The 14,068-nt window shown below is 61.9% G+C and carries 10 protein-coding genes; 5 read left to right on the top strand and 5 right to left on the bottom strand.

The genetic code is table 11. From position 1 onward, the window contains the following. Positions 1-56: 56 nt before the first annotated feature. Together J4G32_RS14525 and J4G32_RS14520 are read right to left on the bottom strand one after the other, a co-directional pair. Positions 57-3,152, bottom strand: coding sequence for an efflux RND transporter permease subunit (locus tag J4G32_RS14525; protein WP_210495904.1), 3,096 nt, complete (start codon positions 3,150-3,152; stop codon positions 57-59). A gap of 9 nt (positions 3,153-3,161) precedes the next feature. Next, entirely contained in the window at positions 3,162-4,295 is a 1,134-nt protein-coding gene (locus J4G32_RS14520; protein WP_210495898.1) for an efflux RND transporter periplasmic adaptor subunit, read from the bottom strand. 140 nt (positions 4,296-4,435) lie between these two features. On the opposite strand from J4G32_RS14520, the gene J4G32_RS14515 reads away from it, so the two are divergent. Further along, positions 4,436-5,014 carry a TetR/AcrR family transcriptional regulator gene (locus J4G32_RS14515; protein ID WP_210495895.1) on the top strand — a complete coding sequence of 193 codons (579 nt, stop codon included), beginning with the start codon at positions 4,436-4,438 and terminating at the stop codon, positions 5,012-5,014. Here the strand turns inward: J4G32_RS14515 and J4G32_RS14510 are convergent. Beyond that, positions 5,011-6,186 (bottom strand): CaiB/BaiF CoA transferase family protein, encoded by a 1,176-nt coding sequence (locus tag J4G32_RS14510; protein ID WP_210495892.1) that lies wholly within the window; start codon positions 6,184-6,186, stop codon positions 5,011-5,013. The two genes, J4G32_RS14515 and J4G32_RS14510, sit on opposite strands and share 4 nt — an antisense overlap. A 34-nt stretch (positions 6,187-6,220) precedes the next feature. Beyond that, positions 6,221-7,420: an acyl-CoA dehydrogenase gene (locus tag J4G32_RS14505; protein WP_246505074.1), complete on the bottom strand. Its 1,200-nt coding sequence runs from the start codon at positions 7,418-7,420 to the stop codon at positions 6,221-6,223. 131 nt (positions 7,421-7,551) lie between these two features. On the opposite strand from J4G32_RS14505, the gene J4G32_RS14500 reads away from it, so the two are divergent. Then, a complete protein-coding gene (locus J4G32_RS14500) occupies positions 7,552-8,457 on the top strand; it encodes a LysR family transcriptional regulator (protein ID WP_210495886.1) in 906 nt (301 codons plus the stop codon). 26 nt (positions 8,458-8,483) lie between these two features. Here J4G32_RS14500 and J4G32_RS14495 read toward each other — a convergent pair whose 3' ends face one another. Next, positions 8,484-9,674 (bottom strand): multidrug effflux MFS transporter, encoded by a 1,191-nt coding sequence (locus tag J4G32_RS14495; protein WP_210495883.1) that lies wholly within the window; start codon positions 9,672-9,674, stop codon positions 8,484-8,486. Between the two features lie 767 nt (positions 9,675-10,441). On the opposite strand from J4G32_RS14495, the gene J4G32_RS21815 reads away from it, so the two are divergent. The 3 genes from J4G32_RS21815 (at position 10,442) to bcsA (ending at position 14,062) form a co-directional block, all read left to right on the top strand. Further along, positions 10,442-10,540, top strand: a complete 99-nt coding sequence (locus tag J4G32_RS21815) for a creatininase family protein (RefSeq protein ID WP_246505073.1) — start codon at positions 10,442-10,444, stop codon at positions 10,538-10,540. 210 nt (positions 10,541-10,750) lie between these two features. After that, complete coding sequence (bcsN, locus tag J4G32_RS14490; protein ID WP_210495880.1) at positions 10,751-11,695, top strand: cellulose biosynthesis protein BcsN; 945 nt, start codon at positions 10,751-10,753, stop codon at positions 11,693-11,695. 150 nt (positions 11,696-11,845) lie between these two features. Next, complete coding sequence (gene bcsA / locus J4G32_RS14485; protein WP_210495876.1) at positions 11,846-14,062, top strand: UDP-forming cellulose synthase catalytic subunit; 2,217 nt, start codon at positions 11,846-11,848, stop codon at positions 14,060-14,062. Positions 14,063-14,068 lie beyond the last annotated feature (6 nt).

Below are 14,068 nucleotides of genomic sequence, written 5' to 3'. Positions count from 1 at the left end.
TCGAGCGGCCGGTTACTATCCAATAAAAAAGGCCGGGCATTGCCCGGCCTTTTTGCTTACTCGGCGGCCCAGGCCCGCGGCGGAGCCATCGGCTCCTCCTTGGCGGCTTCCACCCGCTTGACAGCGGGCTTCGCGATGTAGGTGTAGAACATCGGCACCACGAAGAGCGTGAAGATCGTCCCGATCGACATGCCCGAAGCGATGACGAGGCCCATGGAGAAGCGTGCCGCGGCACCCGCACCCGCCGCATAGAGCAGCGGGGCGACGCCCAGAACCATGGCGGCGGTGGTCATCAAAATCGGCCTCAACCGCACGCGCGCTGCTTCTTCGATTGCCTTGCGGTTGGTGCTCGCGTTCTTCTCTTTGTAGTCGTTCGCGAACTCGACCATCAGGATGCCGTGCTTGGTGATCAGGCCAACGAGGGTAATCAGCCCGACCTCCGTATAGATGTTGAGAGTCGCCAATCCGAGGTTGAGGAAGATCATCGCGCCGAACATCGAGAGCGGCACCGACATCATGATGATGAATGGATCGCGGAAGCTCTCGAACTGGGCGGCGAGAACCAGGTAGATGACGATGATCGCCAAGCCGAACGCGAGCGCGATCGAGCTCCCTTCCTGCACCTCGAGACGCGATTGACCCGCATAATCCTCATAGAAGCCCTGCGGCATCACCTCGCGCCCGATTTGCCGCAGGGTCGCCAGTCCCTCCGACGTCGTCACGCCCGGCAACGGCAGGGCCGACAGGGTTGCGGAGTTCAGCTGGTTGAACTGTTCGATCGCGGCCGGTGCAGCATCGGTTTCGATCCGCACGAGCGCGGAGAGCGGAACCATGGAGCCGTCGGCGGCCCGGACAAAGAACTCGGTCAACCGTTCCGGATTGAGGCGATCGTTCTGCCTCACCTGGCTGACCACATCGTAGCTGCGGTTGTCGCGGTCGAATTTCGAGATCGACGCGCCGCCAACCAGCGCCCCGAGGGTCGTTCCGATCTCGCTGACGGGAACGCCGAGCGCGGCCGCGCGGTCGCGGTCGACAATGATGCGGGCCCGCGGGGTCTGGTAGGTCACCGAATTCTGGACGACGATGAACTTACCGGACGCCGTCGCCTTTTGTTTGACCTGTTCGGCCACCTCAAAGGCCTGCGCCGGATCGCCGATGGTGCGAAGAACGTACTGGATCGGCAGCCCACCGCCGGCTCCCGGCAGAGAGGGAGGCGCGAAGACGAAAGCCTGGACGCCGCCATTCTCGTTGAGAAGGGCCTGAATTTCTTTCTTCGTTTCGGCGCCCTTCTTCTTGCGCTCCGACCATTCCTTGAGTTTGAACCCGACAAATCCGCTGCCGCCACCGTCGATGCCGGCGATCAGGAAGGTGTCGTCGATCTCGGGAATCGTTTCGCCGGCGCGGGTGAAGCCCGCGGCAAACGCCTGCGTGTAGTCCACGGTCGCGTATTGCGGTGTGTTGACCAGCCCGAGATAGGCGCCCTGATCCTCTTCAGGGGCGAGTTCCGACGGCGTCTTCATGAACAGGAAAACGGTCGTTCCGAGCAGCGCGACGACAATGATCAAGGTAACCGGGCGGAAATCGAGCGAGCCGGACAACCGCCGCGAGTACCAGTTTTCCAGCCTGGTGAAAGTCCGATCGACGAAGCCCGCGAAGCCTTTCTGGCCACCCGGGCCGTGAGCCTTGAGGAGCTTGGCGGACATCATCGGCGACAGGGTCACGGCGATGATGCCGGAAATAACCACCGCACCCGCCAGCGTGAAGGCAAACTCCCGGAAGAGCGTGCCCGTCAGGCCCTGGGTGAATCCGATCGGCGCGTAGACGGCCGCCAACGTGATGGTCATCGACACGATCGGAACGAAAATTTCCTTCATGCCGACGATTGCCGCATCGGTCGGCGAAAGGCCTTCTTCAATGTGGCGATGGATATTCTCCAGCACCACGATGGCATCGTCGACGACGAGTCCGATGGCCAGAACCATCGCCAGAAGCGTTAGCAGGTTGATGGAATATCCCAGCGCAAACAGGACGAAACAGACACCCACGAGCGACAGTGGGATTGTGACGATCGGGATGAGAACCGCCCGGAACGACCCGAGGAACAACAGGATAACGATGATCACGATCAAGGCTGCTTCGCCGATGGTCTTGAAGACTTCCTCGATCGACGCCGAAATGAAGTTCGAGGCATCGTAGACGATCTCGACGGTCATGCCTTTCGGCAGCGTCGGGCGGATAGACTCGATGGCCCTCGTGACCTCGGCGGCAACAGTGAGCGGGTTGGCGGCGGGCGTCGGCGTAATGCCGATGAACGTGCCTTCCTTGCCGTTGAAGCTGACCTTGGTGTCGGTGCTTTTCGGGCCCAGCTCGACGTCCGCGACATCGCTCAGACGCACAATCTGATCGCCATTGGAGCGGATGGGAAGGGTCCCGAACGTTTCCGGCGTCTGGAAAGTGGTTTGCATCTCGAGTGCGTAGGCCACGAACTCGTTTTTCGTCTTGCCAGGCGCTGCCAGGAAGTTGCTCGACCGGATTGCTGCCACGACATCGCTTGCGGTTGCCCCACGAGCCGCCAAGCGCTGCGGATCGATCCACACGCGCATGGAGAACTCGCGTCCCCCCAGGATTTCGGCTCCGCCCACGCCCTCAAGGGTCGCAAAGCGCGGCTGGATCACGCGGGTGAGAAATTCCGACACCTGTTCGGAATTCATCTCCGAGCTGGCAAACGTCAGGTACATCAACGCGAAGGTCTGACCCGTGCCCTTCATGATCACGGGATCTTCGGCATCGGTCGGCAGCTGCGCACGCACCTGCTGAACCTTTGCGGTCACTTCCGTGAGCGCCGCATTCGGATCCGTGTTGAGACGCATGCGCACGGAGACCGTGCTGACGCCCAGGCGGCTCTGCGACGTCACGTAATCGACGCCTTCGGCGCTCGAGACCGACTTGGCGATGGGCGTGCTGATGAAGCCCTGCATTAGGTCGGCGCTCGCGCCCACATAGGTCGTGGTGATGGTGATGGTGGTTTCTTCGACCTCGGGATACTGCCGCACCTGAAGGCTCATCAACCCCTGCGCACCGAGCAGGAGGATGAGAAGGCTCACCACCATCGAGAGGACGGGGCGCCTGATAAAGAGTTCTGTAAAACTCATCGCGTGTGCCTACTGCCCGTTGGCAAGTTTGGTCGCGTCGAACTTCGTCACGTCGACACTGTTGTTGATCTTGACCGTTGATCCGGCCTGGAGCTTGTTCTGTCCCGAAGCGACCACGAGTTGGCCCGGCGTGATGCCCGAGATAATCTCGATCGATCCGCCGCGACGGCGCCCGGTCTTGACGAAGACCTGCTTGGTCACAAGGGCTTTTTCGCCGGCCTTTTCTTCTTCGTCGATGGTGAAGACGTAGTCACCGTAAAGGCTCGCGATCACCGCCGTCTGCGGAATCGTGATGACATTGAGCTGCGGCGGAAGGACTGCCTCCACATGGAGGAACTGTCCCGGAAGAATCGCCGCATCCTTGTTGTTCTCGACGACCGCCTGAACAGACACGAGCCGGGTCTTGGGATCAACGCGGGGGTCCTTTCCCGTTACCTTGCCGGTGAAGGGAAGATCGGTCTCGCTGACGCCGACGCGAACCTCCTGGCCAAGCTTGATTTCAGCCGCCACCTGCTCAGGTACCGTGAAATCGACCTTCATCGAATTCAGGTCCTGGAAGCTGGCAATGACAGTGCCTGGCTGGAGATACTGGCCCACGTCAATGCGCGGGATGCCGATGGTGCCGGAAAACGGAGCTTTCAGGGCCTTCTGTTCGATGGTGGCCTGAAGGCGCGCAAGTCGCGACCGCGCCGCAGCCATCAGGGCGCTCGCCTGATCGAAATTCGCTTCCGTTCCGAAGCCCCGGGATGAGAGGGTCTTGGCGCGATCAAAATTGCTTTCGGCCGTCTTCACATTGGCCTGTACGTCCTGCAGGTCTGCGCGCTCGACCGTATCGTCGAGCTGCACCAGGACGGCGCCCTTTTCGACCGTCTGGTTCGCCTTGAACTTGATTTCCTTGACGATGCCTGCGATTTCGAACGCCAGTTCGACTCCGTTCGCCGCACGTGCGGTGCCGATCGCGCTGATGCCCGGGTTCCAGGTCCTGGCCTCGACTTTCGCCGATGTCACCACCTGCGCCGGGGGCTTCATGTTCGCAAAAAAGTCCTTGATCATCCGTTCTTTGAAGAAGTTGAACCAGATGAGACCAGCGCAGAGTCCGATCGCCAGGACAAAGACAAGGGTGACAACAATGCGCCGTTTCATGGAGCTTTTCCGTGTTCAGACGTCCGGCAAAGCTGGACGGTTCAGTGTTTGGAAGCGTCGCCTTAACGCAAGTTCCTCTTGACGCCAAGGCGATGGAACCTTTTATATACCGTCTGGACGGTTTAGTGCAAGGGGTGGAAATGTTCAACTGCGTCCGTGGCCGGAAGAGCTCCCGCGCGAAAATCCTCGATGCGGCCGCGGAACTCGTGAGCGATATCGGGTCTGGACGTCTCACTCTCGAGGCGGTCGCCGAGCGAGCCGGGCTGAGCAAGGGCGGTTTGCTCTACAATTTCCCCAGCAAGGACGCGCTCCTCCAGGGCATGATTCAGCGGCTGATCGACGAAGTTTCGCTGGAGAAAGAGGCGCTGCGCAAGCATGCGGCTCCCGGTCGCAATCTTGAGGCCCGGCTATGCACAGCTGCCATGCTGAAGATGCGCAACGGCAAGATGAAGGATGTGGCCAACGGGATGCTCGCTGCCTCGTCGGAGAACCCGGCCCTCCTCGAGCCTGTCCGTCAGGTGCTGCGCAAAACGCTGGACGAGCTGAAGACCACCTCGGACGATCTCGATGCCTGTCTGTTAGGGTGGCTCGCCGTGGAGGGCCTGCACAGCTTCGAGATGCACGATCTCAGCCCGTTCGACGAGACAGACATCGGGCGCATCAAGGATGCGGTCTCCCGCCTTCTCGAGAACGGGATCGCCAAGCAGCCGGGCAGTTAAGTCATCCAGGATGGATCGCTGAGCACTTCGTGCGTGTGCTCGCCCAGGCGCGGGGATGGGCGCAGGGCCACCATCGGCTTGCCGTCCATGACGATGGGCGAGCGCACCGACGGGATCGCACCGCCCTTCGCGGCCTCAGAGGGTAGATCCACGCGCATCCCGCGCGCGATGACGTGAGGATCGGCAAACACGTCAGCCACCGTGTTGATCGGCCCGGCAGGGACGCCTTTCGCCTCGAGCGCAGCCAGAAGCTCGTCACGGGTGAACATGATCGTCAGGGCGGTCAACAGTGGCACGAGGTCGGCGCGGTGGCCGACGCGGTCCGAATTGGACTTGAACCGCGCATCCGTTGCCAGTTCCGGCCGTCCCAGCACGGCGACGAAGCGGGAAAACTGACCGTCATTGCCGACGGCCACGATCACATGACCGTCGGACACCGGAAACACCTGATAGGGCACGATATTCGGATGGGCATTCCCCATGCGCCGCGGAGCCTGCCCGGACGCCAGGAAATTCATCGCCTGGTTGGCAAGCACGCTCGTCTGGACGTCCAAAAGCGCCATGTCGAGTTGCGCGCCCTCGCCGGTCTGGTCGCGCCGCCGCAGAGCGGCCAGCACCCCCACCACCGCGTAGACCCCGGTGAAGATATCGGCGAACGCAACGCCGATTTTCTGCGGTTCGCCGTCCGGGTCGCCTGTCAGGTCCATGATGCCGCCCATGCCCTGGATCATGAAGTCGTAGCCGGCCCGACTGGCGTAAGGCCCATCCTGGCCGAAGCCCGTAATCGAGCAATAGACAAGGCGGGGATTGACCGCTTTCAGGCCCTGATAGTCGAGACCGTATTTGGCGAGCCCCCCGACCTTGAAATTCTCGATCACCACATCAGCGTGCCGGGCAAGGTCCCGGACCACCGCTTGGCCCTCCGCGGTCTCGAAATCGACCGCGATGGACCGCTTGCCGCGGTTGCAGGAATGAAAATACGCCGCCGAGAGGTGATCCTCTCCTACGCCGTCGATGAAGGGAGGGCCCCAGCCGCGCGTATCGTCTCCCACGCCCGGCCGCTCGACCTTGACCACGTCTGCCCCAAGATCGGCCAGCAGTTGACCGACCCATGGCCCCGCTAATATCCGGGCGAGTTCGAGCACCTTCAGGCCTTCGAGGGGCTTGGTCATCGGCTTCTCCTTCCTCAGGAATCCGTAAGGTCGGTCAGAAGAACGCCTGCAGGCCGGTCTGGGCCCGCCCCAGAATGAGCGCGTGCACGTCGTGGGTGCCCTCGTAGGTGTTCACCGTCTCCAGGTTCTGGGCGTGACGCATCACGTGGTATTCTTCCTGAATACCGTTGCCGCCGTGCATGTCGCGCGCGACGCGGGCGATATCCAGCGCCTTTCCGCAATTGTTGCGTTTGACCAGCGAGATCATTTCAGGCGCCACGCGCCCTTCGTCAAAGAGCCGCCCCACCCGCAGGCTCGCGTGAAGGGCGAGCGTGATTTCAGTCATCATGTCCGCCAGCTTCTTCTGGACCAGCTGGGTTGCGGCCAGCGGCCGGTTGAACTGCTTGCGATCGAGCGTGTATTGCAGCGCACGGTGCCAGCAATCCTCAGCGGCGCCCATCGACCCCCAGGAAATCCCGTAGCGGGCCCGGTTGAGGCAGCCGAACGGCCCTTTCAGGCCCGAGACATTCGGCAGAAGCGCGTCCTCGGGCACCTCGACGCCCTCCATGACGATCTCGCCGGTAATCGAAGCGCGCAGCGACAGCTTCCCGCCGATCTTGGGAGCGGACAGGCCCTTCATGCCCTTCTCGAGCACGAAACCACGGATCTCATCGTTGTGAGCGGTCGATTTGGCCCAGACAACGAACACGTCCGCAATCGGTGCGTTCGAAATCCACGTCTTGCTGCCGCTGAGACGGTATCCACCATCGATCTTCTCGGCCCGGGTCTTCATGCCCGCGGGGTCCGAGCCGGCGTCGGGCTCCGTCAGGCCGAAGCAGCCGACAAATTCGCCGGTGGCGAGCTTGGGCAGGTATTTCTTGCGCTGGTCTTCGGTCCCATAGGCGAAAATGGGATACATCACGAGGGAGGACTGGACGCTCATCATCGAGCGATAGCCTGAATCGACCCGCTCCACCTCGCGGGCGACCAAGCCGTAGGCGACGTAAGAGGCACCGGCGCATCCATATTCTTCCGGCAGCGTGATGCCGAGGAGGCCCAATTCGCCCATCTCGTTGAAGATGGACCGGTCCGTTTTCTCTTCGCGATAGGCCTCGATGATCCTCGGCTGGAGCTTCTCCTGCGCGTAGGCACGGGCCGTATCGCGGATCATGCGCTCGTCGTCGGTCAGCAGGTCCTCGATCAGAAGAGGATCCTGCCATACCAGTTTGGCAACTTCCTTATGGGCAGCGGACATCATCAGATCCTTTTGGCAGCGCCGGACAGCGCCAGGGCCGCCGGATTGGGACGTTGAAATTGGGCCGCAACGTGACGCTGGACAGACCGCATGTAAATCGACATCTTCGCAGCAGGTTATTCTGAAATGGAATGAACGTGGTGTTGCGGCGCGGCTTTCTCCCTAATGTGGGCAATCTCCTGGCGTTCGAGACGACCGCACGCCATGGCAGCGTGTCCCGGGCTGCGGAGGAACTCAGCCTGACCCAGAGCGCCGTGTCCCGCCAGATCCAGCAACTCGAGGAGATGCTGGGGGTGTCGCTGTTCAGCCGGACCCGACAGCGGGTTGTGCTGACGGATGTCGGTCGGATGTATGCCGCACATGTCCGCGGTACACTCAGTGACCTTTCCGATGCGACCCGCCAGGCCATAGCCTTGTCGGGCACGAGCGGCGTCCTCAACTTGGCGGTGTTGCCCACCTTCGGGACCCGCTGGCTCATTCCGCGCATGCCGGAGTTCTTTGGGCGCCATCCGGACGTGACCGTCAATTTCGGCGTGAGGCTTGCCCCCTTCGATTTCCTGACCGAGCCCTTCGACGCCGCCATCCATTTCGGCCAGCCGCACTGGCCCGGCGCCGTGTGCGATCTCCTCCTGAGAGAGGAATGCGTTCCTGTCTGCAGCCCAGCCTACCGGGAGCAGGAACGCATCGCGGTTCCCGCTGATCTGACGCGCACGACGCTCCTGCAGCAGAGCACCCGTTCGACCGGATGGGCCGAATGGTTCGCGGGTGCGAAGGTTGAAATGGGCAATCCCCTGCGCGGTCCGCGGTTCGAACAATTCGCCATGGTGGCCCAAGCCGCCGTGGCAGGCCTCGGCGTCGCCCTGATCCCGCAGTTCCTCATTGCCGAAGAACTGGAATCCGGTCGACTTCAGATCCTTTTCCCGCAAAGCCTGATCAGCAGCGGGGCGTATTATCTGGTCTATCCGGACGCCAAGGCGGAGGCCCCCCTCGTGCGGTCGTTCAGCGACTGGATCACGACGCGGGTCCGCGATTCCTAAGGGCGGGATTCTTAAGGGCGGGATTCCTAAGGGAATGTGTGACGGCGCTTCAGTAGCGTCCAGCTCAGCACGAAGGCGGATAGCCCGCATGCCGCAATCGCCGCCACCATGGATCGCTGCGTCCCGTCGAAGAAAGCGCTGACCAGGACAATGACCGCCGCGCCCGTGCCGAGTTGCAGGGTTCCCATCAGGGCGGAGGCGGTTCCGGCATTGGCCCCGTGCGATTCCAGCGCAAGGACGACCGTCGAGGGGATTACCAAGCCGAGACAGCCAAAAGCTGCAAAGAGCATGGCCCACAGGACCACGCCATTATCGACGCCCGACAGGGTCAGGATAAGGAGAATACTGGTCAGAAACGCGAAAATCGTGATGGCTGTGCGCACGACCCGCTCTGCACCGAAACGGCGCATGAGGACGCTGTTGAACTGGGCGCCGCCGATGAACGCCACCGCATTCGTCGCAAAGACGAGACTGTAGGTGGACGGCGAGAGGCCGAAATGCTCGATGAACACCACCGACGACCCCGCGAGATAGGCGAAGAAACTCGCCTGTCCCAGGCCTCCGATGAACACAAGGCCGAGAAATCGCCAATCATGGAGCAGCCCCCAATACGTGCGCGCCACGTGGCCCACGCCCCCAACCTGTCGCGCTTCCAGGCTGCGGGTTTCGGGCAGGAGGAGAGCCACCACCGCCAAGCCGCCGATGCCAATAAGCGCGATCGCCCAGAAGATCACCCGCCAGCTGAAGAATTCGGTCAGGATGCTGCCCGCAAGCGGCGCCAGAATCGGTGAGACGCTGAACACGAGCATCGTCGTCGCCATCAGGCGCGCTGCCTCATGGCCAGTGTGCAGGTCGCGGATGATCGCGCGGGTAATGACCATGCTGGCGCAGGCGCCGACCCCCTGGATGAAGCGCAGAACGATGAGCGCCTCCGCGCTCGTGACGAAGCTGCAGCCGATTCCGGCGATGATGAACAGGGTCAGGCCGAAATAGATCGGGGGTTTGCGACCCACGCGATCCGAGATGGGTCCGTAGAGAATCTGGCACAAGGCGACGGCCAGGAAGAAGCTCATGAGGCTCATCTGCACGGCGCCGATATCGGCGTTCAGGTCCCGTGCGATCGTCGGGAAGGCCGGCAGATACATATCGATCGCGAAGGGGCCGATCGCCGACAGCATGCCGAGGACGAGGGCGTTTCGCAGGAAGGCGGACTTCATGGTGAAGCAACTTCTATCGGCCGACCGCGCACAGCCGGAGTGGTGGACGTCAAGCAAGGCGCGTCGGAGCAGCAGACGCCGCCGCCGGCAAGAATGAGCACGCGTAAAAACTGGAACGAGGCGCAAGCGGTTGAACTTGCAACCTCGTATCCATTTCTATGCCGCAATGCACGCAGGTCAAGTCAAAGAATGGGATGCGCGCATGCGCGCCACGCATGTGCCTTCCGATATCCTCCCTAGAGGAGCGCTCTCTTTCCGGCCCGACACGTGAAACGCCGCAGAGACGGCGATCACCGTCATGGTCAGCAGGATCGTCGCCAGCGCCGAACCCAATAGCGTTTGCCGAAACGCTCACGGTGTAGCCCACAACGCTGCTCGCCTATCTGACGGATATGCTGACCGCCGTTACATCCCGCGGCTTTTGCAATGTTGTTCTGCTCGCACGGCGGCGACTAGGCTATTGGGCAGGTGATCAGCGAGGTGTTCGGGGCCCGGCATCCGGAGTGCCCGATCGCGTTTCTGACCTGGTGGAAGCTTGCCACGGAAGCGCTCGCCGAGGCTCAGGAGAGTGCTTTCGGAGGCGTCGGACACGCCTTCGAGTTCGAGACATCGCTCATGCTGCACATCGACGAGTGCAGCGTACGACGTGACCGAATCGGGGGTTACAGCCAAGTGATGACGCACGACGGGGGCAACGGCGATCTGCTGCGCCCGGGCAGAGGATCGCGTTATCGAACCATGGCGGAAATCTCCGGGGGAGCGGCATCGTGGGCGATCCGAGTCTCGGAACGTCCGAGAAGGGCGCTGCGATGACACGAATCGTCGTCGATTCACTTGCGGATGTCGTGCAGTCGATGGGCCGGTAGCCCACTCTTGGCGCCGAGGAAAGCGAGGGCCATACTGGAAAATATGCCCTTTCGAGCTCCATTTTCATCGTTCGTTAACTATGATTGAGCATGTCTGAATGCGTTGTTCTTCTTGCCCACGGGTGTTGGTGCCCACGGGTGCGGAGCCATCTTGCCGCTTTCGTCTTCCTCGCTCTCTCCGTCTCGGCGGGACGCCAGATCATAGAGTTCATGACCTTTTTAACGCAGACCAGTCTGAACGACGGCCCCGGCATTCACCCTGCCGCGGCAGCTCGCTCGACTGCGCCGCGGAAGCGCCACCCGGCGCGCGGGGCGGCAGCGCTTTTTCTGATCGCGCCCCTCCTTGCTATCCTCGCCGCCTGCTCCACCCAGTCCGAGCTCCGGTTCGCGAATCTCATGAGCGAAGTCAAACCAACGCGGGCGGTCATTCTTCCGCCGGCGGGCGGTCCTTCGGTCGTGGCGGTTCTGGAACGAAAATATCAGAACGGCGTGTCGCAGGAGATCTCCCTATCGACCGCTTCCGCCACGCCGGGGCAGAACGCCATCTATGTGAGCATGGTCAACGACCTGGAGACCCTCTCGGAAATCGACGACACTCTTCGCGTCCGCCGCATCACCCCCGACGTGGTTCAGAAGGAGATGGACGACAGGCTTTCCGGCGTCGAAATGCGGACCTCCCTGTTCTACGCCCAGAATAAGTACGGCCCGTTTGGATTCGCCACCGGCCGCTCCTCGGTCGGCGATCTGTGTCTCTATGCGTGGCAGCAGATCGAGCCCACCAAGCCGGCGATCCTCACACCGGGTGGCGCAGTGTCCGTCCGCCTGCGCCTGTGCGACGCCGAGGCGACGGAGGAGCAGCTCCTGCGGACAATGTACGGTTACACGATCACAGCCTTCTTCTCCTCATCCGACTGGAACCCCTTCGGGGATCCGCCACCGGTCTCACCATCCTTGGGCGAGTTGGACGCGCCTATCAACCCGTTGGCATCCGGACAATTCGGTTCGACTCCTCCGGTCCGCACGACACCCGCCCCTGTCAGACGGGCAGCCCCACGACGAGCTGTGCTCAAGGACGTGGAAGCACCGCCTCCGCTGGCCCCTGCCATCCGGCAGGAGCCCCTGAGTGGCTATCCGGTCGTTCCGCCACCGCCGTGACGCGGATCTCGGAGAGACGCCCTTAGAGAAAGGTCGTTTACGACGATCACACTGTGACGCCGGGACGGCACAGATAGCCATAGACCGTTCGTATCCCGTAGCTTATGCGTGGCAGATGCCGTAGCGGATCTGAACAGAGAACGAGGACTGATGAAAAACGGTTTCATCGTGGCCTTTTGGGTCGTCGCGGCTGCTTTAATCTTCTTGCTGGTCGCTCTTCCCATCAGTCTCCAAGCCCATCTCATCGCCGGTCTTGTCGTTGTTTCCTGCATGATCGTCCTGAAATTCTTCCGGGCACAAGGAATCTGGCGGCTGATCGCACTTGCGCTGGGCACCGCAATCGTATTGCGTTATGTTTTTTGGCGCACGACCAGCACGTTGCCGCCGATCACGGAGATCGGCAACTATATTCCGGCAATTCTGTTGTACGGCGCCGAGATGTACTGCGTCGTCATGCTGTTTCTCAGCCTCTTCGTGGTCTCGAGCCCGCTGCCGTCGCGGCGTCCGCCCAAACTTGACTACGAGAACGCTCCCAGCGTCGACATCTTCGTCCCAACGTACAACGAGGGCGCGGATCTTCTTGCCACAACGCTCGCCGCCGCCAAGGCCATGGCTTATCCCGCCGGCAAGATGACAGTCTGGCTTCTGGATGACGGTGGCACGGACCAGAAATGCGAGTCGAAGGATGTGGTCGCGGCAGGCGAAGCGCGCGCCCGCCGTCTCGAACTGCAGGCGCTCTGCGCCGCGCTCGGGGTGAAATATCTGACCCGTGCGCGCAATGAACATGCGAAAGCCGGCAACCTCAACAATGCCCTCGAACACTCGACAGGCGAGCTGGTGGCGGTCTTCGACGCCGATCACGCCCCGGCCCGCTCGTTTCTCGAGGAAACAATCGGCTTCTTCGCCCTCGAGGAAAAACTGTTCCTCGTCCAGACGCCGCACTTCTTCATCAACCCGGACCCGGTTGAGCGCAACCTTGGCACATTTCAGACCATGCCGTCCGAGAACGAGATGTTCTACGGCGTGATCCAGCGCGGCCTCGACAAATGGAACGCTGCGTTCTTCTGCGGCTCGGCGGCTGTGCTTCGCCGGGAGGCCCTCCTCGAAACCAATGGATTCAGCGGCGTCAGCATCACGGAAGACTGCGAGACAGCGCTCGAACTGCATTCACGCGGCTGGAAAAGCGTCTATGTGGATAAGCCTCTGATCGCGGGGCTGCAGCCCGACAGCTTTGCCAGCTTCATCGGACAACGCTCGCGCTGGGCGCAGGGCATGATCCAGATCCTGCGCTACCGCTTTCCGCCGTTGAAACGTGGCCTCACGCTGCCGCAACGGCTCTGCTACATGTCCAGCACCCTGTTCTGGCTGTTCCCTTTCACGCGGTTCGCATTCCTGGTGTCGCCGCTGTGCTACCTGTTCTTCTCGATGGAGATCTTTACCGCGTCGGGCGGCGAATTCCTAGCCTACACCTCGACCTACATGATGGTGAACTTCATGATGCAGAACTATCTCTATGGCCGTTATCGCTGGCCGTGGATTTCGGATCTGTATGAATTCATCCAGACGGTCTACCTGCTGCCGGCCATCCTCTCGGTGATCGCCAATCCCAGCAAGCCGACATTCAAGGTGACGGCCAAGAACGAGACGATGGACAAGAGCCGCGTCTCGGAACTGGGCGCACCCTTCTTCATCATCTTCGGCGTGCTGGTTCTCGGCGTGATCGCCACCGGCATCCGCCTCTGGGCACAACCCTACAAGGCAGACGTCACGCTGGTGACAGGGGCGTGGAACCTGCTCAACCTCATCATCGCCGGTTGCGCCCTGGGGGTCGTGTCGGAACGCGCCACCCGTCGCCAGACCCACAGGGTCCTGGCCGATCGCCCCGCCCGATTCGTGATGGGCGACAAGGTGGTGGATGCGGTGATCCGCGACGTGTCGGTGGGCGGCATCAGCATGCGCCTCTCGCAATCGGCGCTCCCGGGGTTGAAACGCGGAGCCCTGGGCACCCTCGAATTTACCCCGCACACCGAGCTGCCGGTCAATCAGATCCCCATGGAAATTCGCAAGATGAGCATGGACGAGAAGGGCATCCTGATCGGCGGACGCTTCCTCACCGAGACGCCGGAGCATCACCAGCTGATCGCGGATCTCGTTTTCGCCAGCGCCGACCAGTGGAGCCAGTTCCAGAAGCGGCGCCACCAGGATATCGGCATCCTGCGTGGCACCTTATGGTTCCTCACCGTCTCGATCTACCAGACCGGCCGCGGCCTCGCCTACATGCTCGGGTTGCAGAAGCTGGGCGAGTCGAAGCCGCCTGCACCGAATATCGCCCCGAACGTCACGCCTCCCGTGCCGGCGCTGAAATAGGTGTCG

Origin of the sequence: Microvirga antarctica, from assembly GCF_017921815.1 — a bacterium.
GTDB classification, from domain to species: domain Bacteria; phylum Pseudomonadota; class Alphaproteobacteria; order Rhizobiales; family Beijerinckiaceae; genus Microvirga; species Microvirga antarctica.
This window is presented reverse-complemented; position numbering and strand designations above follow the sequence as displayed.